The sequence below is a fragment of the Rheinheimera tangshanensis genome, assembly GCF_014645135.1.
Lineage (GTDB): Bacteria > Pseudomonadota > Gammaproteobacteria > Enterobacterales > Alteromonadaceae > Pararheinheimera > Pararheinheimera tangshanensis.
Genome location: NZ_BMLH01000003.1, coordinates 36,043 through 60,910 on the forward strand (window position 1 = coordinate 36,043; position 24,868 = coordinate 60,910).

Sequence of the window (24,868 nt, forward strand, 5' to 3'; positions counted from 1 at the left end):
AGTGTCTTATAACCTCGCAGTTTATTGCATCGCATTGCTCATAGCTTGAGCCACATAATTGCGTAAACTAGCATTTGGAGTTTTGGCAATCTGATGATAAACCAAAGAGGCAAACGGGAACTCTTTGCCGTTATGGTGCACACAAATATAAGGCGCATCTGGTGTTGACTGATCGTGATACCACTCACCACCGACATGATGAATAAATACTTCACCTGTATAGGCACCAAATACGTTGGATAGGGTAAACAACAAATCGTCGGCATGACGCTGTTCTTGCTGACGTAAATACAGCTCGCTCAGTATTTCATCCACTTTGACTAAGCTGTCAAGACTAAAATCCAGCAGCACCTGATGCTCCTCTGCCGCATAGACAACGGCATCCTGTGCTGTGGCTTTCATTAATTCAGTTAATTCTTGCTTATTCATATATATCCCCAGCTATTAAACTTTATGTTCGGCTAACAGCAGCTCACGCAATTGACGGCTGCCGGGTCCTAATGTTTCTTCTTTAGGTGTCACTAAGGCTAAAGGCACGATGCGGGCTGAACTTTGCGTAATAGCAAGCCTGACTAAAATACCTTGCTTGAGTAAGCCATCAATTAAATGCTCTGGCAACCAGCAAAAACCAATGCCGTTTTTCAGAATATCGACAGCTTCAAAAAAATTATTCACTGTCCAGCGTTGTTCTGCCCGCAACCAGCCTACGTCTTTTGGTTTGCTGGCTGTATCACGGATTACGATTTGCAAATGCTGGCTGAGTTCATTTAAATCGAGTTCTGGCAGCTGAGCCAACAGATGGTCTTTGCCTACCACAGGAACCATCTGAATCACGGTCAAAGGTTCGCCAATATAGCCCTTAGGTACACTGGGAGAAGCGGCAATAACTAAGTCCGCTTTATGCTCCAGTATCATTTCAGTGGAGCCTGTGATTACAGTATCAATAATCTGAATGCGACTACCACGGGAAATCGGATGAAATTTAGCTAAAGCGCGGTACAAGATTTGTTTGGGATACACCAGTTCAACCGCAATGCGAATTTCCGGCTCCCAACCCACATTGATATTTGAGGCCAAGAGCTCCAAATCTTCAATCTGCTGAGTTAACAGGCGGGAACGGCGTAACATCACTTCGCCTGCCGGAGTTAAAAAGGCTTTACGGCCTTTGACTTCCAATAGCTCTACACCGAGCTGATACTGCAGTTTAGCCACGGCGTGATTGAGTGATGACTGACTTTTATTAAGTAGATCAGCCGCTTGCGCGTAGCCTCCCGCATCTACCACAGCTTGCAGTATGCGCCATTGTTCCATGGTCGATTTAGGGCGGTACGGCATCAAAAGTCCTTAGGTTCAGGCCTGAGCTACTATCACAGCGCGCAGCGGTGCCGGATAACCCTCAATGGTTTTACTATGATCAGTTGGGTCAAGAAAATCAATCAGACTTTCATTTTCCATCCAGCCGGTTTTACGTTGTTCATCCAGACTGGTCACTGATAAATCCACTACTTTGGCGTCTTTAAAGCCAACCCGCTGTAACCAAAGTAATAAAGCTGCTGTGCTTGGGATAAACCAGACATTACGCATTTTAGCGTAGCGGTCTGTGGGCACTAAGACGGCCTGATCATCGCCTTCAATGACTAGTGTCTCCAGCACAAGTTCGCCACCCGGACGCAGTTGCTGCTTCAGCTGCGCTAAAAAGTCGATTGGGGAGCGGCGGTGATACAACACGCCCATTGAAAATACCGTATCAAAGGCTTTTAGCTCTGGCATATCATCTATACCGACCGGCAATAAATGCACTGTTGGATCAGGATTAAAATGTTTAATAGCTTCAAACTGGCAATAAAACAGCTGCGAAGGGTCTATGCCTACGACAAATTCGGCGCCTTCACCTTTCATGCGCCATAAGTGATAGCCACTGCCACAGCCGACATCCAGCACTGTTCTGTGTTGCAGCGGGCTGATATGAGGCAACACTCTGTCCCATTTCCAGTCGGAGCGCCATTCGGTATCTATGGTTAACCCATGCAGGGTAAACGGGCCTTTGCGCCATGGCATCAACTGGCGTAACAACACCTCAAGCCGTTGTCTTTGGCCTTCGCTTAAATCTTCGGCTAGACCAAATTCGACTTTAGTTTTTAATTCGACACAGCTTTTGGCTGCAACAGGCAAGTGATCCAGTACTTTTTGCCAGTGCTTAAAGTCGCCATGCAAAGCCTCTTGCTCCCAGCTTTTTAATTGAGCGGGCAGGGTCTCCAGCCAGTGCAGTAGTTTATTGCCTGCTATTTGCTGATAAAAAATCTGAAAACGGCTCATCGCTTTGCCTCGGCTTTAATTGCCACCATAGAGCAAAAGTTAAAACATTGGAACCACAGGCTGATATGTTCAAAACCTGCGGCGGACAGCCGGGCTTTGTGTTCGGCCAGACTGTCAGGACGCATCACATTTTCAAGGGCTGTGCGTTTTTGGCTAATTTCCAGTTCGCTGTAGCCGTTGGCGCGTTTGAAGTCATGGTGTAAATCAATCAGCAATTCATGAGTTGTGGCATCGGGTTCGATAATTTTCTCCGACAATACAAAAATACCACCGGGTTTAAGCGCTTTATAAATACGTTCAATCAGGCGGGCTCTGTCTTCTTTAGCCAGAAACTGCAACGTGAAATTACTGACCACCATCGCAGCGTTTTCCATAGGAATATCACGGATGTCGGCCAGTAATACGGTAGCTGGTACATCAGAGCGAAAGGCCTGTAAATGACGGGTGCAGCGTTCGACCATAGCGGTACTATTATCGACACCAATCAATTGGCAACCTGGCTCTGTAATTTGACGGCGCATGGCTAAACTGGCGGCGCCTAAAGAGCAGCCCAAATCGTAATAATTGCTGTCAGCTTGCTGAAAACGGCTGGTCAGTTTACCTATGGTCTGAATGATCGTTTGATAGCCAGGCACAGAGCGTTGGATCATGTCCGGAAAGACATCGACCACGGCGGAGTCAAAACAAAAATCCTGAATATGGCCCAGAGGGTCAGCGTAAATATGATCTTTTTGCATCAATGGAACAACTTCATAGCTGTAATTGGCGGATAGTTTAACGTATTTCGACTTTAAGACGAAATCAAAGCAAGCTGAGTTGAGTTTGATCCTGCGGCCAGGGAGCCAGTATGGGGTGATCAATACCCAAATCCATTACAAACTGCCGTGCTAATACCGGGGCTGTTAAATTATCCGGACTATGGAAAAAACAAAAAGGTGTTTTACCTTCATCCAGCCACTGCCGCACTTTACCCAGCCAGGGCTGATAATAATGCTGATTCACTGCCATATCATCAGTTCCGACAAAACGTAGCAGAGGGCTGTTGGTGAGTGCCACTGCATGTACAGGCAAATAAGGTTTTTTACGTTGTGCGTCCACTAATGCCGGTGTTGTCGCGGGCACTGAAAACAAGGCTCTGCTGTCAAAAATAACCCTCTCCGCTGCAAAATCCCTTAGCAGCCGGTTGAGTGTGATTTCATGTTCCGCTTTGTCGAAAAATACCGGATGACGTACTTCAACAGCGACAGCAAAGGATGAACACATTTGGTTCAGCATTTGTTTTAACCAGCTCAAATGCTCTGGTGAAAAAAAAGCGGGCAGTTGCAAATGAACCAAGGCTAATTTATCGGCCAAAGGTGCTATTAAATCTAGCCAGTGTTGTAACTCCTCAGCCTGAAACTGCTGAAATTGGTGGCTTAAACGCTTAGGTACTTTTAAAGTGAAACGGAAATGTTCGCTGCTTTGCTCCGCCCAGCGTGTCACTGTCTGTGGAGAAGGATCGGCATAAAAGCTGGTATTGCCCTCTACAGAATTGAAATACCTACTATAGTTAGCTAGAAAGTCAGACGGTTCCAGTTTGCTGTTAAATATCAGGTTTTTCCACTGAGGGTTAGCCCAGACCGGGCAGCCAAGATAAAGCATCGATGATTTCCGTTGTAAATGAGTGGCGTATTATCGCTGCATTTAAGCTGTTAAACCAAGGTAAAGATCTCTGTCCTGAACATGATTAAAACGTTTCTGCTGCTGTTAATTTTAGTTACAGGCTGTATCGCCCAGGCTCAGAGTTCCGGCGTGCCCAGCCCGCTTCCTGCATCAATTAAAATAGGGATCTCCAACGATACGTATCCTTATATGTTTGTTGACGAAAAAGGCCAAGCCGCAGGTCTGGTGGTGGATTACTGGCAAGAAATCGCCAGACAACACGACATAGAGGTGGAGTTTATTGCCGCCGACTGGGCCGAGACTCTGACTATGCTGGATGCAGGGCATATCGACTTACATGGTGGTTTGGGGCGAACGACTGAGCGGGAGCAGCGGTATTTATTAGGTCAGAATTATCTGGATATTTTTAGTAATGTTTTTGTACATCGGGACTTAGCCGGGGTATATAATTTAGCGGATTTAAAACCTCATTTGGTGGGGGTCGTTGAGAGCTCCACTCATATCGACAGCCTGAAGGAGCGGCAATCTGATCTGGTGCTTAAGCGATATGCTTCTGTATCGCAAATGTACGATTCCGCTTTAAAAGGCGAGATCAAAGCTTTTACCGGTTTGGATCGTTTACCCCCCCGATACGCCCATTATCCTGAGCTAATGTCGTTTTATCCTGTCTATAAAAAGGTCCCCATACGCAAAATAGAGCTGACTTTCGCAGTCAGACGAGAGCATCCGCAGCTATTACAGGCGTTGATGCAGGCCGCAGATCAGATGGCTGTGAGCTTCAGAGACCAGTTAGAGCGTAAGTGGCTTAGTGTGGACACAAATCCTGATACATTATTAATCGGCGTTTCCATAGGTAATCAACCTTATATGGACGTTAGCAGCATAGGTGATGTGCAGGGGATTTTTGTTGATTTATGGCGCTTGTGGTCAGAAAAAACTGGTGTTGCTATTAGTTTTGTGCCCAACCAATCAGAAGATTCTCTGGCTTATTTGCGTAAAGGTCGTATTGACGTACAAATGGCTCAGATAGAAAATGCAGAAAAATTCACCGGTTTAAAGCCTGCTTATCATCTTTATAATATTTACTCCTCTTTATTTTATAACAGTCAGTTTGACCTTTCCGATCCAGAGCAACTGAACAAGGCGACGATAGGGTTGTTACATACAGCAAATTTCCGTGCGCAGTTGCAGCAGCAATTACCTACTGTCCAGCTTCAGGTTTTTGATACGGTAGAGCAAATGATTGAAGCCGTATTAAAAAAACAGCTGACAGGCTTTGTGGCTTCGGATGTGATAGTTAAAAGACGTCTTGCACAAAATAATAGCCTACAGAGTCTTAAGCTTCTTCCCGGCATTCGTTATGAGTCAGCTGTGTATTCTCTGATCCGTCCTGACGATCAAGCGCTTTATCAAAGTATCCAGCGAGGATTTGCTCAAATTAGCCTGGATGAGATGGTGGAGATTGAAAAACGTTGGTTAGGTAAGGAAGAGGGCGGATATTTTCAAACTTTTCGTGACAAAGTGCCACTTACTCAGGCCGAACGGCAGTGGCTTAATCAGCATCAGCAGATCCGGGTTGGGGTCATGAGTAACTGGCGTCCTGTAGAGTTTGTTAATGAAAAAGGTGAACCCGCGGGCATCACGACAGATGTACTGAATTTGCTAAATCAGCGTCTGGAGTCACAGTTTGTCCCCACACCTTACAGTGATTGGGAGCTGTTGCTGGACGATTTTAAAGCTGGAAAATTGCAAATGGTCGCAAATATTTCCGATGTACCTGAGCGACGCAGCTTTAGCGCGTTCAGCACCGACTATTGGACTTTACAATGGATTATGGTGGGGAAACATGATGCACAATTTGATGATAAGGTCGCACAAATGCGAGCGCAGCGCATTGCTATTATGCGCGAGTATCAGTTCGTGAAACAGCTCAAACAAGATTTCCCACAGCATAAGATCATTGAAGTGGACAATTTAGATCAGGGGCTGGACATGGTCGTCTCAGGGCAAGCTGACTTTGTACTTGATACTGTCGTGTCTTCTGGCATTGCACTGCGGGATCCTCGTTATGTCAACTTAAGGGCTTTTGTACCAACAGATTTACCTGTTTACCCCTCTTATTTTGGTGTGCACAAAGACTTACCTGAACTATTGGTGATTTTGAATAAAGGTATTAAAACCATCAATGACGCTGACCGAAAAAGCCTGTTGGACAAGTGGTTAAATCTGGAGATCAAGCAAGGGCTTGATCAACGTCGTGTTTTTATTCTGGTGTTGCAGATTGCAGGTTTATCATTGGTCGTTATTACAGGTTTTTTGATTTGGAACTTTTCATTACGTCGCGAGGTAAATTTACGCCGTAAGGTTGAAGAAAAAATGCGTTTTATGGTGGGCCACGATGATTTAACTCAGCTACCGAACCGCAGTCTGTTAATTGAGCGCCTGCAAACTGCCTTGCATCAGCATGCCCGTCATAATGAAATGCTGGCCTTGATGTTTATAGATTTAGATGGCTTTAAACAGGTCAATGATCAATACGGTCACGATGTGGGGGACGAAATGCTGGTGAAATTGTCAGCTATTTTAAGCCACTGTGTACGAAAAACAGATACCGTTGCCCGTTTTGGTGGGGATGAGTTTGTCATTCTGTTAACTGGGTTGGTGGACAAAGACGATGCAGCTATTGTGGCAGAAAAGATTTTACTCTACTTGCAGGAACCGCTGAATTTATCTGTTTGTCAGGCGAGTGTAGGTGCCAGTATTGGGATTGCAATTTATCCGCATGATGGCACAGATGCAACTGGCTTGCTCAAATCCGCTGACAAGTTGATGTATCAGGTGAAGCAGCAAGGCAAAAGCCAATATCGCTTTAGCAGATAGCCCTTGAGTAGTGTTCGGAACATTTAAAATTGAAATCCAATGATTAACAGGCTTTAAGGGCAGTGACATTAATCGTCTTTTCTATATAATTAGCGCTCATTTTCGCAGGCAGATTAAAGTTCGACTGAAAGGATAAGTTAATGCGTAGCCATTATTGCGGTTCATTAAAGGCAGAAAACATTGGTCAACAGGTGTCATTGTGTGGTTGGGTCAACCGTCGCCGTGACTTAGGTGGTTTGATTTTTATTGACCTGCGCGACCGCGAAGGCCTGGTTCAGGTGTTTTTTGATCCGGATTTAACCGACTTATTCACTCAGGCTGCTGATTTACGTAATGAATACTGTGTACAACTGACAGGCACTGTGCGTGCTCGTCCTGACTCTCAGGTCAATAGCGAAATGGCTACAGGTGAAGTGGAAGTTTATGCCTCCAGCCTTACCATTTTGAATAAATCAGCGCCTATCCCGCTGGATCCAAACCAGAACAACAGCGAAGAGCAGCGCTTAAAATACCGTTACATTGATTTACGCCGTCCTCTGATGAGCGACCGCTTAAAATTTCGCGCTAAAGTCACCAGCTTTGTCCGTAACTTTATGGATAGTCAGGGCTTTTTAGATGTGGAAACTCCTATTCTGACCAAAGCGACTCCTGAAGGCGCGCGCGACTATTTGGTGCCAAGCCGGACGCACAAAGGTCAGTTTTTCGCATTGCCACAATCACCTCAGTTGTTTAAACAATTGCTGATGATGGCGGGTTTAGATCGTTACTATCAAATCGTTAAATGTTTCCGTGACGAAGATTTACGCGCCGATCGCCAGCCGGAATTTACTCAGATTGATATCGAAACCTCGTTCATGACCTCAGAGCAAGTGATGGAAGTGACGGAGCAGATGGTGCATCAGATGTTCCTTGAGCTGTTGAATGTCGATTTAGGCAAAATGCCACGCATGACGTATAACGAGGCGATGCGTTTATACGGTTCAGACAAACCAGACCTGCGTAACCCTATGCAGTTTGTTGATGTTGCCGATCTGTTAAAAGACGTCGAATTTAAAGTATTCTCAGGCCCGGCCAATGATAAAAAAGGCCGAGTAGTGGCATTAAAAGTGCCGGGTGCTGCAGAAAAAGTGTCGCGTAAAGACATCGACAACTACACAGCTTTTGTTGGCATTTACGGCGCTAAAGGTCTGGCCTGGTTAAAAGTGAACGATATCAATGCTGGTGCTGAAGGTATTCAGTCTCCTGTAGCCAAGTTTTTAACGCCAGAAATTATCAGCGAAATTTTAAGCCGCACTGAAGCGACCACTGGTGATTTAATTTTCTTTGGCGCAGACAGCTACAAAGTAGTTTGCGAAGCTATGGGCGCTCTGCGTCTGAAGTTAGGTGAAGATTTAGGCTTAACAGTACAGGGCTGGAAACCATTGTGGGTTGTCGATTTCCCTATGTTTGAAGAAAACGATGATGGCAGTTTCTCTGCCGTGCATCATCCGTTCACTTCACCTTTGGACACAGCCGAATTCCTGGCGACGGAAATGGACAAGCTGGATCACAGAGCGCTGCTGTCTAATGCCTACGATATGGTACTCAACGGCACCGAGCTAGGTGGTGGTTCTGTGCGTATTCACACACCAGACGTACAAGCCAAAGTATTCCAGTTGCTGGGCATCAGTGATGAAGAAGCGGCTGAAAAATTTGGTTTCTTACTGGAAGCCTTACGTTATGGCGCACCTCCGCACGCAGGTTTAGCTTTTGGTTTAGACCGTCTGGTGATGTTAATGACAGGCGCGAGTTCAATTCGTGACGTGATGGCTTTCCCAAAAACTGCCACTGCCGCTTGTCCGCTGACAGACGCACCAGGCGAAGCTAATCCGGCACAACTGGCCGAGCTGGGTATTCAAGTGGTAAAAAAACAATAACTGATAAAATGCCGCAACTTTTTATTGCGCGCTTTTGAAGACCTATGTTGAAGCGGCTAAGGCCGCTTCAGTTTTATAATTACAATGGAGTTTGATGCTGATGGCTGGTCATAGTAAATGGGCTAACATGAAGCACCGCAAAGCTCGTCAGGATGCCAAGCGGGTCAAAATTTTCACTAAATTGATTCGTGAGCTGACGGTGTCAGCCCGCATCAGTCCTGACGTCGATGCTAATCCACGTCTACGTACTGCCGTTGCCAAAGCGCTTTTGAATAACATGACCCGCGATGCGATAGACAGAGCAATTAAACGTGGTGCTGGTGAGCAGGACGGTAGCAATTATGAAGAGCTGGTGTATGAAGGATACGGCCCTTGTGGTGTCGCTATTGTGGTAGAAACCCTAACCGACAACCATAAACGTACCGTCGCTGATGTACGCAGTGCTTTTACCAAATACGGCAATATGGGTACTGCAGGTTCGGTCAGCTATCTATTCAGTAAAAAAGGTATCATCTCCTTTGCGCCAGGTTTATCAGAAGATCAGGTGCTGGACATAGCCTTAGAAGCTGGTGCAGAAGATGTGGTCAGTCATGAGGATGGCAGTCTTGAAGTCATTACCAGTCCGGACAGTTTCAATGACGTACGTGAAGCCTTAGAGACTGCTAAGTTGGTGGCAGATGATGCTGAAATTACTATGGTGCCTTCGGTGAAAGCTGAAGTAGATGCAGAGCATGTAGTGAAATTTTTTAAACTCATCGATATGCTGGAAGACTTCGACGATGTGCAAAACGTCTACCACAATGCTGACATTGCGGATGACGTGATGGCGTTAGTGCCTTAATGGCTATTATCCTTGGTATTGACCCCGGCAGCCGTTTAACAGGTTACGGGGTGGTGCGCCAAACAGGACAGAAATTCGAATACATTGCCAGTGGCTGTATTCGATTGACGCTCAATGATATACCTGATCGCTTAAAACAAATTTTTGATGGCGTCAGCGAAATCATTCAGCAAACCCAGCCGGATGTCTTTGCGATAGAACAAGTCTTCATGGCGCGTAACCCAGACTCAGCTTTAAAGCTCGGACAAGCCCGGGGGGCTGCTATAGTAGCAGCAAAAAATGCTGGCCTTGAGGTGTTTGAATACTCAGCCCGTCAGGTGAAACAAGCAGTGGTGGGCACTGGAGCTGCGGATAAAGCTCAGGTGCAGCATATGATCCGTACCTTATTAAAATTGCCAGGCAATCCGCAAGCGGACGCTGCCGACGCCCTTGCCGTGGCTATGTGTCACGGGCATACTCACCAAAGTTTATTGCATATGGCGGGGCAGGCCACCAAAACAGTACGTGGTCGATTGCGCTAATTTATTGAAGACCGGAGCTTTTAACTGTGATTGGATTATTACGTGGTGTTATTTTAGAAAAGCAGGCGCCGGATTTATTGATTGATGTGGCAGGTGTGGGCTACGAAGTGCAGCTACCACTGACCAGTTTCTACAAACTGCCTGAAGTGGGCAAAGAAGCTGTCATTTATACCCACTTTGTGGTGCGCGAAGATGCGCAACTGCTCTACGGTTTTCATACCAGCACGGAGCGAGCGCTCTTTCGTCAACTGATCAAAGCCAATGGTATAGGGCCTAAGTTAGCTCTTACTATCTTGTCTGGCCTTTCAGCCCAGCAGTTTGTCCGCTGTGTGCAGCATGACGATATCAGCACCCTGGTGAAATTGCCCGGTGTAGGCAAAAAAACCGCCGAACGTTTACTGATTGAAATGCGTGACCGCTTAAAAGACTGGGGGCTGAATATCAGCACTCCAGTCACCGACCATTTAGTGCTGGCCGGCGATGAAGTCGATTCGTTTGAGCTGGTAGAAAGCGCTGAGCAGGATGCGATCAGCGCATTGGTAGCTTTGGGTTATAGTCAACTACAAGCCAGCAAAGCGGTACAAAAAATTAAGCAGGCCGATATGAGCAGCGAGCAGCTGATTAAACTCGCGCTGCGCAGTATGATTTAAGCAGGAATTGTCATGATAGAAGCCGATCGTCTGATCGATACCAAAGCCAGTCGCGAAGACGAGCTGATTGACCGCGCCATCCGGCCTAAATCCTTGGCTGATTATACCGGGCAGTCCCATGTTAAAGAACAAATGGCGATTTTTATCGAAGCAGCCCGTGGTCGTGGCGAGCCTTTGGATCATTTATTGATTTTTGGTCCTCCTGGTTTGGGAAAAACTACCCTTGCTATGGTGGTGGCGAATGAAATGGGGGTGAATATTAAAAACACCTCAGGCCCTGTGCTGGAGAAAGCTGGTGATTTAGCAGCGCTCCTAACCAACCTCGAACCCAACGATGTGCTTTTTATCGATGAAATTCACCGCTTAAGCCCTGTAGTGGAAGAGATATTGTATCCGGCGATGGAAGACTATCAGCTGGATATTATGATAGGCGAGGGGCCTGCGGCCCGTTCTATTAAACTTGAATTACCGCCTTTTACCTTAATAGGTGCCACCACCAGAGCTGGGGCTTTAACCTCACCTCTGCGTGACAGGTTTGGCATAGTGCAGCGGCTGGAGTTTTATAAGGTCGATGAGCTGGCGCAAATTATTTTACGCTCAGCGCATTATCTGAATTTAGAACTGGAGTTACCTGCAGCCACTGAGATAGCCCGTCGCTCCCGAGGCACTCCTCGTATTGCCAATCGTCTGCTGCGAAGAGTCAGAGATTATGCTCAGGTCAAATCCAGTGGTCTGGTGCCGGTGGATATTGCCTCAGCGGCTTTGCATATGGTGGACGTAGACGCCAGTGGTTTTGACTATATGGATCGTAAGCTAATGCTGAGCATTATCGAAAAGTTTGGCGGCGGCCCTGTAGGTCTGGATAACCTGGCAGCAGCCATAGGCGAAGAAAAAGAAACCATTGAAGATGTGATCGAGCCTTTTTTAATTCAGCAAGGTTTTATCCAGCGCACACCACGAGGCCGTATCGTCTCTCCAGCCGCCTACAAACACTTTGGTTTTGATTTACCAGAATCGAATTAAGTAAGTATTCCTTCTCATTAGACACACAAAATCGCCGGGAGCGATTTTGAACAGCTTCAGCTGGCCTGATAAGGCGAGGGCAAGGATAGCCCGAGTAAATTCGTCAGGAACGAATTTCACTCACATCGTCCATGATGTTCGCCATCGGCAGCTTAAGCTGTGAAAAACAGCTATCCTGCTGTTTTTTGAACATCGGAGTGTAACGACGATGGCCCGAAGGGCGAAGCCGGAATTAGCATTGCCAACAGTTTGGCAATGCACGGCTGAGCGCCAGTGGCTCTGTCCACTGGCCGGATGGGGTCATGGGTGAAGGCAAAAAAATCGTATGGAGCGATTTTTAACACGGGAGCGAAGCGACGGTGGCCCGACCGGGCATTTTGCAGGAAAGCAAAATGTAAAAAAAAGCCCGCTAAATTAGCGGGCGAATGCAACAAGTTGAAGTAAATCTTCAAAATCCAGGGAACATGTTGAGAAGCAACATAATTATCTTCAATCAGACAATCACATCACCAGTATTCATCACTAAAGTTGGGCCACTAGGACCACTACTTTTGCGCTAGCTCAGAACACGGGGGCATTTTAGGGAGTTAGTGCAATTACTTCAAACTAGAAAAATTGAGATTTCACATTACCTTTTCTAATCTGAATAAATATCTGTTTTGTACGAATTTTAATCTTATTTTGGTTTTTGTCTGGCGGTAAGCCTTGAAAATTAAGGGAAGCTGAACATCGTCTGCTTTAATTACAAATTACTATTTTTTGAACAAATTTAATGTGACTGAGAAAAATGGTCATTAGTCGCTATTTTTTCCCCTTTTGTCGTGAAGAGGAAACTTTTCAGGAATTTTTGACCCATAGCCCTAGATAGTCGTCAGAATGTCATAAAATCAAAATATTTTTAACGTCCACAAGGCTCGCCCTGTTGAGTTCGGCTGTGGGCTCCAATATCATAGCGGCCAATTTGGATGACAAACGAGTATGATGCTGCAAGGCTTTGAATTTCCAGTCCGGGTATATTACGAAGACACCGACGCCGGTGGCGTAGTATATTATGCTAACTATTTGAAATTCTTTGAAAGAGCCAGAACAGAGTGGTTACGAAGTTTAGGTATAGAACAGGATTTATTATTGAGTCAGGATATTGGCTTTATGGTGAAAAGTGTTCAGATGGAAAACCACAAGCCAGCAAGGTTTAATCAACTCTTGTCGGTGAAAAGCGAGATTAGGCAGCTGAAAAAGGCCAGCTTGGTTTTTTGGCAAGAAATCTACAACGCAGATACGGAATTGCTTTGTTCAGCGCAGGTTAGTATTGCTTGCGTAAAACTATCATTAATGAAAGCGAGTGCAATACCTCGCGATGTTTTAGGGGTGTTATCAGGTGACAGGCGGACTATCAGTTCTTGATTTAATTCTTCACGCTAGTGTGGTTGTGCAGCTGGTTATGCTGATGTTACTGAGCATGTCTGTGATGTCGTGGGCCATGATCATTCAACGCAATAAAGCACTCGGTGCAGCCGTGGAAGAGACCAAACAGTTTGAAGACAAGTTCTGGTCTGGGATTGACTTGTCCAAGCTCTACAACGAAGTCAGTGCCAAAGTGACGGTAACAGGTGTTGAGGCGCTGTTTAAAGCGGGTTTTAAAGAGTTTGCCCGTCTGCACAAGACCAGTCGTCAGGCTGGCGCTGTGATGGAAGGTACTCAGCGAGCTATGCGAGTAGGTTTGTCACGAGAAGTGGAGCGTTTAGAAACTCATCTGCCTTTTTTAGCGACAGTTGGTTCTATCAGCCCTTATATAGGTTTGTTTGGCACCGTCTGGGGTATTATGAATTCGTTCATCGCTTTGGGGGCCGTGCAACAAGCAACCTTAGCTATGGTGGCTCCGGGTATAGCCGAAGCGCTGATTGCGACAGCTATAGGTTTATTTGCAGCTATTCCGGCAGTTATTGCTTACAACAAGTTCTCTCATAAAGTGGAGATGCTGGAAAGCGCCTATGCCAACTTTGTTGAAGAGTTTGCCAACATTCTGCACCGTCAGGCGATGGCGAGCGGAGAAAACAACTAATGTACGTTCGTAAAAAACGCCGTATGGTGGCAGAGATCAACGTCGTTCCTTATATAGACGTGATGCTGGTATTGTTGATTATCTTTATGGTGACCACGCCGATCATCACACAAGGCGTCAAAGTCGAATTACCCAAATCAGATGCCGAGCCTATAGAGCAGATGAAAGATGGTAAAACGCCGCTAGTGGCGACAGTAGACGAAGGCGGTCTGTATTATTTTGAGAAAGATGGCGTTAATAAAGGCCCTTTTAATGCTCAGGAAATGCAGATTGAGGTGGCTGGTACTCTGCAGTTAGAACCTGGCACGCAAGTTATTATCAAGGGTGATGGTCGTGTGAATTACGCTGCTATTATCCAGTTATTAAATCTGCTGAAAGATGCTGGAGCCCCTTCTGTTGGCTTAATGACTGACGATGTGGAGCAAAACTGAGATGGAACCAGCGTTTAAGAAGTCGCTGATCATCTCGGGTGCTCTGCACCTTCTTGTAGCGGTGTTGTTATTTGTTAATTTTAATTTCTTCAAAAATGAAGAGATTTTAGTAGTGCCTATGCCGGGGGATTTAAGTGCGCCCTTGAATGCCACTACAGTCGATCAGTCTCAATTTGATGAGCTGAAAGAGAAAAATCAGCAGAAAAAGAAAGACGAAGAAAAACGTAAGAAAGATTTAGAGAAAAAGAAACAGCAGCAAGAACGTGAAAAGCGTCTCGAAGAGCAGCGTTTGAAAAAGCAGGAACAAGAGAAAAAAGAAGCCGAGATAGCTGAAAAGAAAGCGGCTGAAGAAAAGAAAAAACAGGCTGTAGAAAAAGAGAAACAACAAAAGCTGGCTGCCGAAAAGAAAAAGAAAGAAGATGAAAAGAAAAAGCAGCAAGAAATAGAGAAAAAGAAAAAAGAAAAACTAGCGAAAGAAAAAGCCGCTAAAGAGAAAGCTGCTAAAGAAAAAGCAGAAAAAGCCAAAGCAGAACAAGAGAAACGTGAACGCGAAGCTGCAGAAGAAATGTTAGCTGAGCAGTTGGAAGAGGAAGCAGAAGCACGCCGAGCAGCGAAAGCCGGTCAGATCCTGACCGAAAAACAACGCTACCTGGCGATGATTATTGCAAAAATCCAACAGAATTGGTTTGTAGACGATACAATGCGTGGCAAAGAGTGCCGGGTGAATATTCGTTTGGCCAGCAATGGTTTTGTCACCTCCAGTTCGATATTGGGCGGAGACCGAGCGCTTTGTGAATCGGCAATGCGTGCAATACAAAAGGCAGGGAACTTCCCTATGTCGCCAGACCCTGATGTTTATGATGCATTGAAGGATTTAACAACAATTTTGAGACCGGAACTGAGATAACAATATGCTGAAGTTGATAGGAAAAAGCCTGGTGGCGTTTGCCCTGGTGCTAAGTGCAAAATCGTATGCCAGTTTAGAAATTGTCATCACTGATGGCGTAGACAGTGCGCGTCCTGTAGCCATAGTGCCATTTAAATTTGAAGGAAATACGCTTCCAAATCAACGTATTGCTGATATTGTGTCTGCAGATTTAATGCGCAGCGGTAAATTCAATCCTATCGCTGTTACGCGGATGCCACAGCAGCCCACCAATAGCAAAGAAATTGATTACCAGCGCTGGATGAAACAGGGTGTTGAAGCTGTGGTAACAGGCACTATCCGTGAGGTTGGTGTTAACAGATATGCAGTACGTTTCGAGTTAGTCGACGTCTTTAAAGGCGCTTCAGGCGGTGGTTCATCGTCGGCAATTATCGGTGGTCAACTGACCACAGGCCTGACTCATATTCTTGATGCACGCGAGACAACCATTAGCGGTGATCAGTTTAGACAATATGCGCATCGTATTAGTGATATAGTGTATGAAAAATTAACTGGTGAACGTGGTGCTTTTTTAACTAAAATAGCCTATGTGTTAGTACGCGACAAAGCTGACTTTAAATATCAACTAGTTGTAGCTGATTACGACGGTGAAAATGAGCAGGTGTTATTAAGAGCGAAAGAGCCGTTGATGTCGCCAGCCTGGTCACCTGATGGTACTAAACTAGCTTATGTGACTTTCGAGAAACGCCAGTCACAAATTTATATTCAAGATATTTACACTGGCCGTCGCAGTATATTGACCAGTTTCAAAGGAATTAACGGTGCACCGAAATGGTCGCCTGATGGTCGTAAAATGGCTATGGTGTTATCAAAAGATGGTAATGCTGAAGTTTATGTGATGGACATTGCGACTAAAGCACTGACAAAACTGACGAATCATAGACGTATTGATACGGAACCGAACTGGTCTCCGGATGGTTCTAAGCTGATTTTTAGTTCAGAACGTGGTGGTAATCCACAAATTTATAGCGTAAATATAGCTTCAGGTGTTACTGAAAGGGTAACATTTGAGGGGGAAATGAATCTAGCTGCCTCTTATACACCAGATGGAAGTGGTATTGTTATGGTCAACAGAACAAATGGCCAGTATAATATCGCCCGCATGGACGTTGAGAGTCGCTATATGCAGGTGTTGACTCGCACTTATCTGGACGAGTCACCAAGCATTGCGCCGAATGGCTCAATGATAATTTATAGTACTTTGTACGGTTCGTCACAAGTACTGGCACTGGTATCCATGGATGGGCGCTTTAAAGCACGGTTACCGGCGGCAAACGGCAGAGTCAAATCTCCGGCTTGGTCACCATTTTTATAAAAAACGAAAATTTGGTTAATTGATTTACTAAGGACAACAATTATGAACTTAAACAAAGTTTTAAAAGGCTTGTTAGTTGCAGTGCCAGTGTTAACTTTAGCTGCTTGTAGCTCAACTGATGAAGTAGCTGCTACTGATGCAAACACTGGTGCAAACACTAACCAAGTAGTTGAACAAGGCCTGTCAGCTGAAGAATTGCTGCGTCAGCAATTAGAAGCTCTGCGTCAAGACAACACTATTTACTTCGACTTCGACCAGTCAGCTATCCGTTCAGAATTCGCTTCTGTGCTGGAAGCTCACGCTGCTTTCTTACGCGCTCGCACTAACATCACTGTAACTGTTGAAGGTCACACTGATGCTCGTGGTACTCCAGAGTACAACATCGCGTTAGGCGAACGTCGCGGTCAAGCTGTGACTCAATACTTAGCAAACCTGGGCGTTGCTGCTGGCCAAATGTCAGTAGTTAGCTACGGCGAAGAGAAACCAGCTGTTGAAGGTAACGACGAGAGCGCTTTCTCTAAGAACCGTCGCGCTGTTTTAGTTTACTAATAACTGATACGAAGCAAAGCAGTGAAAAAATCTTTAGTTACTGCGCTTTCTGTTATCAGCATTGCCTCGTGGGCAGATCCGGCTCCTGTAGCCGATCTGTCCCGCGCTGGCGGTGGCGCTATCCAGACTCCAAAATACGCATCCACGGCTGACCGTATAGCTGCATTGGAACGTATTGTTGAGGCCAGAGCTAATGCTCAGGTTGCTATGCAACAGCAAGTGTCCGCTTTATTAGACGAAGTGTCTGAATTGCGTGGCATCACTGAGATGCATTCCTACAAATTAGAAGAAATATTGCAGCAACAACGCAATATTTATCAGGAAATTGATCGGAGAATGGGCACTGGTGCCGCTTCAGGTTCAACTTCCGCCACTCCGACACAACCAAGCACACCAGCAACTCCAGCTGAACAAGCGCCTGTGGGCAATCCTGCCGCCGTAGTTAATGGTGGTGAGTCTCAGACTGCTGGACCGACCGCTGATGCAGACGATACAGTAGCTTCTTCGAGCCCGTCGGAAAGTGATGCTTATGAGAGTGCGGTGAATCTGGTGCTAAAAGATCGCGCCTATGATGCAGCTATCCCTGCGTTTGAAAATTTCGTCCGTACTTACCCGGATTCCAGCTATGCACCAAACTCCTACTATTGGTTAGGCCAGTTGTTTTTTACTAAAAATGAACTGTTGAAAGCCAAAGCGCAGTTTGAGCGTGTAGTAGCTCAATATCCACAGTCAGCAAAAGCTGCAGATTCTTTGTCTAAATTGGGCCAATTGTCAGAACGCGAGGGGGATACAGCTGCAGCCAAGCAGTTTTATCAGCTTTTAGTTAGCAAGTACCCACAGTCTAAACCTGCAAAAGCGGCGAAGGCGAAGTTAGAGACTCTGTAATCAAGCTGTTGTGATGAATATAAGCCCTGGCCAGATGCCGGGGTTTTTTATATGTTGACGTCCTGAACTCTGATTTCTAAATCAGGTCAGACAAAATTTTTCTTAGAATCATGCAGAAAAGTTATGCAATGGCAGCCGTGCTCAGTGCTGTAACTTGCAAGCGGTAGTAACCATTTTGCTGTACATAAATAATACCATCAGTTTCTGTTTTGCCTGAGTCTGCGTTTTTATGCTGGCATTTTAAGCAGTTGAACAAAGAAAATGGCCTTTCTGATAATTTTTGGTTGCACTGGAAATTTAAATAAGTAAGATATGCGTCCGCGGCAGGGGTCATTAGCTCAGCTGGTAGAGCAGCGGACTTTTAATCCGTTGGTCGATGATTCGAATTCATCATGACCCACCACTCCCGCGCAAACTTTTGTATCGAACTGGGTCATTAGCTCAGCTGGTAGAGCAGCGGACTTTTAATCCGTTGGTCGATGATTCGAATTCATCATGACCCACCACTTCGATACCCTTGTTTGGGTCATTAGCTCAGCTGGTAGAGCAGCGGACTTTTAATCCGTTGGTCGATGGTTCGAATCCATCATGACCCACCACTTTCTCGATTCTCCTTGCATGGGTCATTAGCTCAGCTGGTAGAGCAGCGGACTTTTAATCCGTTGGTCGATGGTTCGAATCCATCATGACCCACCATGCAATCATCGCCTTCTTTGTGTTTTAAGCTAAGCTTTTTGTGTATAATGCCGCACTTTTTAAAACCGGGTGGCCGTTATGGATCAAGCACTGCATTTTAACGAACTTGACTTTGTATTCCCGAAAAAACCTTTACCGTTAGACGCGGATCAAAAAGCTGCCTACAAAGAACGTATCAAGCTTTTATTACAGCAGCGTGATGCTGTATTGGTTGCGCACTATTACACAGACCCAGAAATTCAGGCATTGGCTGAGGAGACGGGCGGTTGTGTGTCAGACTCGCTGGAGATGGCACGTTTTGGCAATAAGCATTCAGCCAAAACCTTAATAGTGGCCGGCGTAAAGTTTATGGGCGAAACTGCCAAAATTCTGAACCCGGAAAAAACCGTATTAATGCCGACTCTTGAAGCCACTTGTTCACTGGACTTAGGCTGCCCTGCAGATGCGTTTAGCGCATTTTGCGATGAGCACCCTGACCGTGTTGTGGTTGTGTACGCCAATACCTCTGCTGCTGTAAAAGCCCGTGCTGATTGGGTGGTGACCTCTTCTATAGCTCTGGATGTGGTGGAGCATTTAGACAGCGAAGGCAAAAAGATTTTATGGGGCCCGGATCGTCACCTGGGTGCTTATGTGCAAAAACAAACCGGAGCCGACATGCTGTTATGGCAGGGCGCCTGTATTGTGCATGACGAGTTTAAAGCCAAAGCGCTGGTGGAGCTTAAAAAGCAATATCCAAACGCTGCTGTGCTGGTTCACCCTGAATCCCCAGCCAACGTGGTGGATTTAGCCGATGCGGTAGGTTCGACCAGTCAGCTGATCAAAGCCAGCCAGACCATGCCAAATGACACCTTTATCGTGGCTACAGACAGGGGCATTTTCTATAAGATGCAACAGGCTATGCCAGAGAAGACCTTTATCGAGGCTCCAACGGGCGGTAACGGCGCAACGTGCCGCAGCTGCGCGCATTGTCCATGGATGGCGATGAACGGTCTGAAGGCGATTGAGGACGCTTTGCTGCAGTCTGAAGGCCACGAGATATTTGTAGATGCCGATTTACGCGAACAGGCGTTAATCCCGCTGGATCGAATGCTGAACTTCGCAAAATCAGCGCAAATGCCGGTAAAAGGCAACGCTTAAAGCGTTACTAGTGAGTTTTGCTGAAAAATCCAGCAAAAGAACAAGGCTTTGTATTTAACAGTTGCACGGCGCGGTGATTTTCAATAGGATAGCCGCGCTTGCTGTAGCAAGCCTCGGAGAGATGGCTGAGTGGCTGAAGGCGCACGCCTGGAAAGTGTGTTTAGGTTAACCCCTAACGAGGGTTCGAATCCCTCTCTCTCCGCCAGTTTAAATGAAAAAGGCCCACGCAAAAGCGTGGGCCTTTTTCATTTAATCCGGAGAGCGAAGTCTTGGTTCGAACCCTTAGTTCGACAAATTCGCCGGGAGCGAATTTGGACGCGCTTTAGCGCGGCCCGCAGGGCCAGCACCACGGATGGTGCTGGCAATCCCTCTCTCTCCGCCAGCCTTAATCCTCAACTGTGCCCCTTGGCATTACTGTTCTTGCCTACTTACAAGCAACCGACCGTAGCTTTGCCTTGCCCCATCCTCACACCTAATCTCTACTCCAAAGTATCTACAATGTATATCCATCGAAAAGGTATTTATGTCCATCGCCATATCTAAAAGGGGTAACAGCGCAGCGCTTCGTTTGCCAAAAGACTTGCTGGACAGGTTGTCTTTACAAGTGGGCGACAAGGTCGAAATACAGCAGTAAGGTAATCAGATCGTGATTACGCCCAGCAAACCTTCACTGGAGGATTTGCTGTCCAGGGTTACAGCCCAAAACAAACATCAATCACTTGTAGATGATGCACAGGGCAGGGAGCTGCTATGAATCCAGTTCCTGATGCGGGTGATATTGTTATTATCGATTTTGATCCTCAGGCAGGACATGAACAGGCAGGTAAAAGGCTTGCAGTGGTATTAAGTCCAAAACAGTTTAATAAGGTCACTGGTTTTGTCTGGTTGTGTCTAATCACCAGTCAGGTCAAAGGTTATCCTTTTGAAGTGGTTGTGACTGGTTCAGAAAAAACACAGGGCGTTATTCTGACTGATCAGTTGAAGTCTTTAGATGCACAAGCCCGAAGGCTTAAAAAAGTGGATAGGGTGAGTGCTGATTGTTTGGCCAATGTAAAAGTATTAATTGCGACCATTCTCTCGATTTGATTTTGGGCATAAGCTTTGTCATTTAACCCTATCCAGCCAAATAACTCATCACTCCGACCAATACCAACTTGTCACGTTGTAGCGATAAGCAGCGGCGGCGCCATGAGTTACAGCTTTTACCCAATGCTCAGAGCCCTCTGAGGAGGGATCAAACAATACACAGCGGTTGTATAAAGGCGCGATAGTGACTGAATGATCATCTTTACCCATAAAAACCAGTTCACCGCCTTGTTCATTGCTCCAGTCTTTATTCAAATACAGCAGCAAACAGATTTCTCTGCCGGGTGAATCATCTGCATGTTGATTGACAAAATCCCTGGCGCCTAAGCGGAAGAAATTGGTATTAATTTCAGGCTTGGCAACATGAATATCTGTAACTTGGACATCAAAGATCTTAGAGAGCAGGGCCATAAACTCTGTGCCTCGCAGAAATTGCAAAAACTCCAGCGCAATAGCTGATTGGGCATGATTTGCAACTGCTATATAACCTTGCCACAGATCCCGCTGCACAAAGCGTTCTGTGTCAGGAGTTGCATGCCATTGGCTTTCGTCGACGTATAAGGCAGAGTAGCTGTGTTTCTGGCTGTGCCAATATTGTTCCTGCTGCAATACAGCGCAGATGCTATCTAACTTCTGCTGGTCAAACAGGCCGTCGATCACTATATGCCTGGGCGTAGAAGCCGCCAGGGCTTTTCTATACCTACGGATAGCGGAAGGGATAATTTTCTGGTCATTCAGCCACATTCAAAAACTTGCCTCCAAAGTGAGATAGCGCTCCAAAAGTTTGATCATACAATATTTTGACTCTTGACCCTCACTGGTCCATAGCTTTGGGACTTTTACTTATTTTGGTTGATGCCGAAAAGTAGGTTTTTGTATAACTGTTGAAATAACTCAGGTAATTCATTACCTTATAACTAGCCACTATTGATCATGGCTATCAATAATCCCGGTTTTGGTTGTGACCAGAATTAGGGTGACAGAACTAACGGAATGTATAAAAGGACTTCCCGATGAAAAGTATATTTTTCTTTGACTCTATGCTAACGCCAAAAATTATCACCGCAGTGTATTGGATCTTGTTAGCAGCTTCAGTGTTCAGCGGTTTAGGCGCCATGTTTTCTGATTATGGTGGTGGTTTTCTGGTTGGATTAGGTATTTTGATTGGTGGCGCTATTGGGGCTCGTATTTGGTGCGAGTTGTTGATCGTGTTATTTAAGATCAATGCCAATCTGCAAAAAATAGCTGAGAAGAGCGATCAATAAACGCTTTGATACCACGATTCTGCAGCAAGTCCATGATGCTCTTGCTGCAATTTTAATGCTCCAGCTTCATCCCACCCGCCACTCAAGACCATAATGAGCAAAGAGCTCTGCATCTTTAGCAAACCAGAGTTCAAAGGCCTGTACATCATAACCCTCTTGTCGAGCCAATCTAAAGATCCTGACAGAAAGCTCCAGCAGGTCGCGGTATTGCCAGGCTTTGCCTTGATAGAGCACCGCCAAATCAGGTTGTTCAGCCAATATCTCTATCGCTTTCATCGTCTGATTTAAACGACGTAGTTCTTCTGTGCGCCATGTTGTGTTCATTACTCAGATCCTCTGGTCAAAATACCGTCAGTATTTGTTTAGTAAAGGATGTTGTTCAATTTTTATGCCATGGCTTTTGCGAATAACAAAAGTTAACGCAAAGCACGACCGAGTAAAGAAAAATAACCAAGCCAGTGCTGTGCTAACACTGAAGATAACGCAGAGTCTGGGTATAAGCCGGCTTTGGAGGCTTTGCTTTTCAAAGTACCGCTGACTAAAAAGCTGTTTTTAAGTTGTTGCTGTTGCAGCATATGTTCGAAAGCCCGCGCGGCCAGCTCTTCTGGTTTGGCGTAATAATAAATACCATGTTGCTGATCAAAGGCGGCAGAGGTTTTGACATAGTGATTGGGTTCAGAGCCATTGGCTGTTAAAAACAACGCAGCAAAACTCTGCTCTAAATATTGATTGAGTGGGTGAGGGGAAACTTTTGCATTATTTAGCCAACTGGAACTGGCAAAAGCAGAAGCTGGAAGCTCATCGCTGAATAATTTGCTGCAAATATAATGATCAAAAGCATGAAACCACTCGTGCGCTAAGCTGCCTCCACCCGCATTTTTCGCCAGCGCCAGTAAACGCCCCTGCGGCTGATAAAAAGCGCAGCTGCCTTGTTGGCCACCAATGCCAAAATTCAGGCTCAGGCTTTGATTCAGTGAAATCACTCGTTCTGGCACCTGTAACAGCAGCATCAGGTCGGATAAAGCGTCAAAAAACAGATTCGCTGCCAGTTGTTGCTCGGAAGCTGTAACCCATCGACCAATTTTAATACTTTGGAAACCAAAAATTTTTACTATATCCAAAAAGCTGACATCGGCACCGGATCGATGTGCCGGGCCGTTACGAAAATAGGCTTGCTGGATGCGGGGTACTAAATCTGCCATAGGGTAACTGGTTCAAATTTAAACATTTTTTAAAGGCTTATGCTGGGAAAACACAGTTTAAGTCGTATACTGACAAGCGGTATAGTGATTTTCATTAAAACCTGATGGCTTTTCTATGCCAAAGTCCATTTAAAAAGAGTGATTTTATGTCCCTGCTAGAAAATTTACTGATTATGTTACTGCTGATCAGTGCCAGCGCCTTCTTTTCCATGTCTGAAATAGCTTTAGCTGCTTCACGCAAAATCCGCTTAAAACAACTGGCGTCTGATGGAGAGCCCAGGGCGGCCTTAGTCTTACAACTGCAATCCAACCCTGGCAGTTTTTTCACCATAGCCCAAATTGGTTTAAATGCGGTGGCTATTTTAGGTGGTATTTTGGGTGAGGCAGCTTTTACTCCTTCTATTTTGAACCTGCTGAATTTATTTTTTGAAAGCCCGGCCAATGAAGGCATAGCCTTTGGTTTATCAGTATTTTTTGTCACAGCCTTGTTTATTTTGTTTGCTGACTTAATGCCAAAGCGCCTGGCGATGTTAGCGCCGGAAAAAGTAGCTATTTCTGTGGTCAACCTTATTTTATTAATGCTGGTCATTTTTAAACCTTTGGTTTGGTTTTTTAATAGTTTGGCCAATCTGGTGTTTAAACTCTTTAACGTACCAACTCAGCGGATCGACCAAATTACACCAGAAGACATAGTGGCCATGATGGATGAGGGCGCTCAGGCTGGCGTATTGCAGCAGCAGGAACGTACTCTGCTGGAGAACGTGTTTGATATGGATTCCCGCACTGTGACTTCTGCGATGACAGCACGCGAAAGCTTGATTTACTTTAATTTAAAAGAATCGGCTGACAGTATTAAAAACAAAATTGCTGAGCATCCCCATGCTAAATTTATTGTCTGTGATGACAGTCTGGATAAAGTAGTGGGTTATGTCGACAGTCGCGATATTTTGATGCAGGTGTTGCATCAGCAGCCTATTAATTTACTCAAAGAAGGCATGATCCACACCCCTTTAATAGTGCCTGACTCTCTGTCCCTGTATGAAGTGCTGGCACATTTTAAATCCAGTGGTATCGACTTTGCTGTCGTGCTCAATGAGTACGCCTTGACTGTTGGTATGGTCACCCTGAAGGATGTGATGAGCATAGTGATGGGTGAGTTGGTGAATTCAGACGAGGAACAAATAGTGCAGCGCGATGAGGCGTCCTGGCTGGTAGAGGGGTTAACGCCACTGGATGATGTGATGCGGGTCTTTGATATCGACAGTTTCCCTGATGATGAAAACTACGAAACCATTGCCGGCTTTATGATGTATATGCTGCGAAAAATTCCAAAGCGCACCGACTTTGTGGTCTATCAGGGCTACAAGTTTGAAGTGGTCGACATCGACAGCTACAAAATTGACCAGTTGCTGGTCACCAAAGTAAAAGTCGCAGAGCAAGGCGAGCAGGCTGGGGGTTAACCCCTCACAAAGCAAACCAATAGGG

26 protein-coding genes and 5 tRNA genes are annotated in these 24,868 nt (G+C 45.7%); 23 read left to right on the forward strand and 8 right to left on the reverse strand.

What is annotated here, in order from left to right; all coding sequences use genetic code 11:
* Window positions 1-21 precede the first annotated feature (21 nt).
* The 5 genes from IEW88_RS07385 to IEW88_RS07405 form a co-directional block, all read right to left on the reverse strand.
* Window positions 22-429, reverse strand: a complete 408-nt coding sequence (locus IEW88_RS07385; protein WP_053423734.1) for a hypothetical protein — start codon at window positions 427-429, stop codon at window positions 22-24.
* A 15-nt stretch (window positions 430-444) separates the two neighbouring features.
* Window positions 445-1,335 carry a LysR family transcriptional regulator gene (locus IEW88_RS07390; protein WP_053423733.1) on the reverse strand — a complete coding sequence of 297 codons (891 nt, stop codon included), beginning with the start codon at window positions 1,333-1,335 and terminating at the stop codon, window positions 445-447.
* 15 nt (window positions 1,336-1,350) lie between these two features.
* Window positions 1,351-2,316: a tRNA 5-methoxyuridine(34)/uridine 5-oxyacetic acid(34) synthase CmoB gene (gene cmoB, locus IEW88_RS07395; RefSeq protein WP_147903884.1), complete on the reverse strand. Its 966-nt coding sequence runs from the start codon at window positions 2,314-2,316 to the stop codon at window positions 1,351-1,353.
* Window positions 2,313-3,053 (reverse strand): carboxy-S-adenosyl-L-methionine synthase CmoA, encoded by a 741-nt coding sequence (cmoA, locus tag IEW88_RS07400; protein ID WP_147903883.1) that lies wholly within the window; start codon window positions 3,051-3,053, stop codon window positions 2,313-2,315. The genes cmoB and cmoA overlap by 4 nt, the downstream gene beginning before the upstream one ends.
* 64 nt (window positions 3,054-3,117) lie before the next feature.
* Complete coding sequence (locus tag IEW88_RS07405; protein ID WP_147903882.1) at window positions 3,118-3,957, reverse strand: DUF72 domain-containing protein; 840 nt, start codon at window positions 3,955-3,957, stop codon at window positions 3,118-3,120.
* An 81-nt stretch (window positions 3,958-4,038) separates the two neighbouring features.
* On the opposite strand from IEW88_RS07405, the gene IEW88_RS07410 reads away from it, so the two are divergent.
* From IEW88_RS07410 to mazF, 21 genes are all read left to right on the forward strand, one after another.
* Window positions 4,039-6,858, forward strand: coding sequence for a transporter substrate-binding domain-containing protein (locus IEW88_RS07410; protein ID WP_147903881.1), 2,820 nt, complete (start codon window positions 4,039-4,041; stop codon window positions 6,856-6,858).
* 140 nt (window positions 6,859-6,998) lie between these two features.
* Entirely contained in the window at window positions 6,999-8,774 is a 1,776-nt protein-coding gene (gene aspS, locus IEW88_RS07415) for an aspartate--tRNA ligase (RefSeq protein WP_147903880.1), read from the forward strand.
* Between the two features lie 100 nt (window positions 8,775-8,874).
* On the forward strand, window positions 8,875-9,615 hold the full coding sequence (locus IEW88_RS07420) for a YebC/PmpR family DNA-binding transcriptional regulator (protein WP_053423788.1): 741 nt from the start codon (window positions 8,875-8,877) through the stop codon (window positions 9,613-9,615).
* Window positions 9,615-10,136, forward strand: coding sequence for a crossover junction endodeoxyribonuclease RuvC (ruvC, locus tag IEW88_RS07425; RefSeq protein ID WP_053423728.1), 522 nt, complete (start codon window positions 9,615-9,617; stop codon window positions 10,134-10,136). Before IEW88_RS07420 ends, ruvC begins: the two co-directional genes overlap by 1 nt.
* A gap of 26 nt (window positions 10,137-10,162) precedes the next feature.
* Window positions 10,163-10,786 carry a Holliday junction branch migration protein RuvA gene (gene ruvA / locus IEW88_RS07430; protein WP_127024496.1) on the forward strand — a complete coding sequence of 208 codons (624 nt, stop codon included), beginning with the start codon at window positions 10,163-10,165 and terminating at the stop codon, window positions 10,784-10,786.
* Between the two features lie 12 nt (window positions 10,787-10,798).
* The gene (gene ruvB / locus IEW88_RS07435; protein WP_053423726.1) at window positions 10,799-11,809 is read left to right on the forward strand and encodes a Holliday junction branch migration DNA helicase RuvB; all 1,011 of its coding nucleotides are present in this window, start codon (window positions 10,799-10,801) and stop codon (window positions 11,807-11,809) included.
* A gap of 978 nt (window positions 11,810-12,787) precedes the next feature.
* Entirely contained in the window at window positions 12,788-13,213 is a 426-nt protein-coding gene (gene ybgC, locus IEW88_RS07440; RefSeq protein WP_147903879.1) for a tol-pal system-associated acyl-CoA thioesterase, read from the forward strand.
* Window positions 13,188-13,871 (forward strand): protein TolQ, encoded by a 684-nt coding sequence (gene tolQ / locus IEW88_RS07445; protein ID WP_053423725.1) that lies wholly within the window; start codon window positions 13,188-13,190, stop codon window positions 13,869-13,871. The genes ybgC and tolQ overlap by 26 nt, the downstream gene beginning before the upstream one ends.
* Complete coding sequence (gene tolR, locus IEW88_RS07450) at window positions 13,871-14,302, forward strand: protein TolR (protein WP_147903878.1); 432 nt, start codon at window positions 13,871-13,873, stop codon at window positions 14,300-14,302. The genes tolQ and tolR overlap by 1 nt, the downstream gene beginning before the upstream one ends.
* A gap of 1 nt (window position 14,303) precedes the next feature.
* Window positions 14,304-15,209, forward strand: a complete 906-nt coding sequence (tolA, locus tag IEW88_RS07455; protein ID WP_185148571.1) for a cell envelope integrity protein TolA — start codon at window positions 14,304-14,306, stop codon at window positions 15,207-15,209.
* A gap of 4 nt (window positions 15,210-15,213) precedes the next feature.
* The gene (tolB, locus tag IEW88_RS07460; protein WP_147903876.1) at window positions 15,214-16,563 is read left to right on the forward strand and encodes a Tol-Pal system beta propeller repeat protein TolB; all 1,350 of its coding nucleotides are present in this window, start codon (window positions 15,214-15,216) and stop codon (window positions 16,561-16,563) included.
* A 42-nt stretch (window positions 16,564-16,605) separates the two neighbouring features.
* The gene (gene pal, locus IEW88_RS07465; RefSeq protein WP_046520642.1) at window positions 16,606-17,112 is read left to right on the forward strand and encodes a peptidoglycan-associated lipoprotein Pal; all 507 of its coding nucleotides are present in this window, start codon (window positions 16,606-16,608) and stop codon (window positions 17,110-17,112) included.
* 21 nt (window positions 17,113-17,133) lie between these two features.
* Window positions 17,134-17,997: a tol-pal system protein YbgF gene (gene ybgF / locus IEW88_RS07470; protein ID WP_053423721.1), complete on the forward strand. Its 864-nt coding sequence runs from the start codon at window positions 17,134-17,136 to the stop codon at window positions 17,995-17,997.
* A 327-nt stretch (window positions 17,998-18,324) separates the two neighbouring features.
* Window positions 18,325-18,400 (forward strand) — tRNA-Lys (locus IEW88_RS07475).
* 27 nt (window positions 18,401-18,427) lie between these two features.
* Window positions 18,428-18,503 (forward strand) — tRNA-Lys (locus IEW88_RS07480).
* Between the two features lie 17 nt (window positions 18,504-18,520).
* A tRNA-Lys gene (locus IEW88_RS07485) sits at window positions 18,521-18,596 on the forward strand.
* A gap of 21 nt (window positions 18,597-18,617) precedes the next feature.
* A tRNA-Lys gene (locus tag IEW88_RS07490) sits at window positions 18,618-18,693 on the forward strand.
* A gap of 78 nt (window positions 18,694-18,771) precedes the next feature.
* A complete protein-coding gene (gene nadA / locus IEW88_RS07495; RefSeq protein ID WP_147903875.1) occupies window positions 18,772-19,830 on the forward strand; it encodes a quinolinate synthase NadA in 1,059 nt (352 codons plus the stop codon).
* A gap of 115 nt (window positions 19,831-19,945) precedes the next feature.
* Window positions 19,946-20,035, forward strand: a tRNA-Ser gene (locus IEW88_RS07500).
* 318 nt (window positions 20,036-20,353) lie between these two features.
* Window positions 20,354-20,464, forward strand: a complete 111-nt coding sequence (locus IEW88_RS18680; protein ID WP_229670364.1) for an AbrB/MazE/SpoVT family DNA-binding domain-containing protein — start codon at window positions 20,354-20,356, stop codon at window positions 20,462-20,464.
* A 116-nt stretch (window positions 20,465-20,580) separates the two neighbouring features.
* On the forward strand, window positions 20,581-20,916 hold the full coding sequence (gene mazF / locus IEW88_RS07510; RefSeq protein ID WP_147903874.1) for an endoribonuclease MazF: 336 nt from the start codon (window positions 20,581-20,583) through the stop codon (window positions 20,914-20,916).
* A gap of 48 nt (window positions 20,917-20,964) precedes the next feature.
* Here the strand turns inward: mazF and IEW88_RS07515 are convergent, their stop codons facing one another.
* Window positions 20,965-21,660 carry a 2OG-Fe(II) oxygenase gene (locus IEW88_RS07515; RefSeq protein WP_147903873.1) on the reverse strand — a complete coding sequence of 232 codons (696 nt, stop codon included), beginning with the start codon at window positions 21,658-21,660 and terminating at the stop codon, window positions 20,965-20,967.
* A gap of 269 nt (window positions 21,661-21,929) precedes the next feature.
* Here IEW88_RS07515 and IEW88_RS07520 point away from each other — a divergent pair, with 269 nt between their 5' ends.
* The gene (locus tag IEW88_RS07520; RefSeq protein WP_053423711.1) at window positions 21,930-22,181 is read left to right on the forward strand and encodes a DUF4282 domain-containing protein; all 252 of its coding nucleotides are present in this window, start codon (window positions 21,930-21,932) and stop codon (window positions 22,179-22,181) included.
* Between the two features lie 66 nt (window positions 22,182-22,247).
* Here the strand turns inward: IEW88_RS07520 and IEW88_RS07525 are convergent, their stop codons facing one another.
* Window positions 22,248-22,505, reverse strand: a complete 258-nt coding sequence (locus IEW88_RS07525) for a hypothetical protein (RefSeq protein ID WP_147903872.1) — start codon at window positions 22,503-22,505, stop codon at window positions 22,248-22,250.
* Window positions 22,506-22,597: 92 nt separating this feature from the next.
* Complete coding sequence (locus IEW88_RS07530; RefSeq protein ID WP_147903871.1) at window positions 22,598-23,383, reverse strand: CLCA_X family protein; 786 nt, start codon at window positions 23,381-23,383, stop codon at window positions 22,598-22,600.
* A gap of 146 nt (window positions 23,384-23,529) precedes the next feature.
* Here IEW88_RS07530 and paeA point away from each other — a divergent pair, with 146 nt between their 5' ends.
* Window positions 23,530-24,843 carry a polyamine export protein PaeA gene (gene paeA, locus IEW88_RS07535; protein WP_147903870.1) on the forward strand — a complete coding sequence of 438 codons (1,314 nt, stop codon included), beginning with the start codon at window positions 23,530-23,532 and terminating at the stop codon, window positions 24,841-24,843.
* Window positions 24,844-24,868: the final 25 nt, after the last annotated feature.

Coding starts and splice junctions, on each gene's coding strand:
- IEW88_RS07530 (WP_147903871.1), bottom strand. CDS start 23,383: ATGGCAGATTTAGTACCCCGCATCCAGCAAGCCTATTTTCGTAACGGC.
- nadA (WP_147903875.1), top strand. CDS start 18,772: ATGGATCAAGCACTGCATTTTAACGAACTTGACTTTGTATTCCCGAAA.
- IEW88_RS07385 (WP_053423734.1), bottom strand. CDS start 429: ATGAATAAGCAAGAATTAACTGAATTAATGAAAGCCACAGCACAGGAT.
- cmoA (WP_147903883.1), bottom strand. CDS start 3,053: ATGCAAAAAGATCATATTTACGCTGACCCTCTGGGCCATATTCAGGAT.
- aspS (WP_147903880.1), top strand. CDS start 6,999: ATGCGTAGCCATTATTGCGGTTCATTAAAGGCAGAAAACATTGGTCAA.
- IEW88_RS07420 (WP_053423788.1), top strand. CDS start 8,875: ATGGCTGGTCATAGTAAATGGGCTAACATGAAGCACCGCAAAGCTCGT.
- ybgC (WP_147903879.1), top strand. CDS start 12,788: ATGATGCTGCAAGGCTTTGAATTTCCAGTCCGGGTATATTACGAAGAC.
- tolA (WP_185148571.1), top strand. CDS start 14,304: ATGGAACCAGCGTTTAAGAAGTCGCTGATCATCTCGGGTGCTCTGCAC.
- mazF (WP_147903874.1), top strand. CDS start 20,581: ATGAATCCAGTTCCTGATGCGGGTGATATTGTTATTATCGATTTTGAT.
- IEW88_RS07525 (WP_147903872.1), bottom strand. CDS start 22,505: ATGAACACAACATGGCGCACAGAAGAACTACGTCGTTTAAATCAGACG.
- ruvB (WP_053423726.1), top strand. CDS start 10,799: ATGATAGAAGCCGATCGTCTGATCGATACCAAAGCCAGTCGCGAAGAC.
- ruvC (WP_053423728.1), top strand. CDS start 9,615: ATGGCTATTATCCTTGGTATTGACCCCGGCAGCCGTTTAACAGGTTAC.
- IEW88_RS07410 (WP_147903881.1), top strand. CDS start 4,039: ATGATTAAAACGTTTCTGCTGCTGTTAATTTTAGTTACAGGCTGTATC.
- IEW88_RS07390 (WP_053423733.1), bottom strand. CDS start 1,335: ATGCCGTACCGCCCTAAATCGACCATGGAACAATGGCGCATACTGCAA.
- cmoB (WP_147903884.1), bottom strand. CDS start 2,316: ATGAGCCGTTTTCAGATTTTTTATCAGCAAATAGCAGGCAATAAACTA.
- IEW88_RS07405 (WP_147903882.1), bottom strand. CDS start 3,957: ATGCTTTATCTTGGCTGCCCGGTCTGGGCTAACCCTCAGTGGAAAAAC.
- pal (WP_046520642.1), top strand. CDS start 16,606: ATGAACTTAAACAAAGTTTTAAAAGGCTTGTTAGTTGCAGTGCCAGTG.
- tolR (WP_147903878.1), top strand. CDS start 13,871: ATGTACGTTCGTAAAAAACGCCGTATGGTGGCAGAGATCAACGTCGTT.
- paeA (WP_147903870.1), top strand. CDS start 23,530: ATGTCCCTGCTAGAAAATTTACTGATTATGTTACTGCTGATCAGTGCC.
- IEW88_RS18680 (WP_229670364.1), top strand. CDS start 20,354: ATGTCCATCGCCATATCTAAAAGGGGTAACAGCGCAGCGCTTCGTTTG.
- IEW88_RS07515 (WP_147903873.1), bottom strand. CDS start 21,660: ATGTGGCTGAATGACCAGAAAATTATCCCTTCCGCTATCCGTAGGTAT.
- IEW88_RS07520 (WP_053423711.1), top strand. CDS start 21,930: ATGAAAAGTATATTTTTCTTTGACTCTATGCTAACGCCAAAAATTATC.
- tolB (WP_147903876.1), top strand. CDS start 15,214: ATGCTGAAGTTGATAGGAAAAAGCCTGGTGGCGTTTGCCCTGGTGCTA.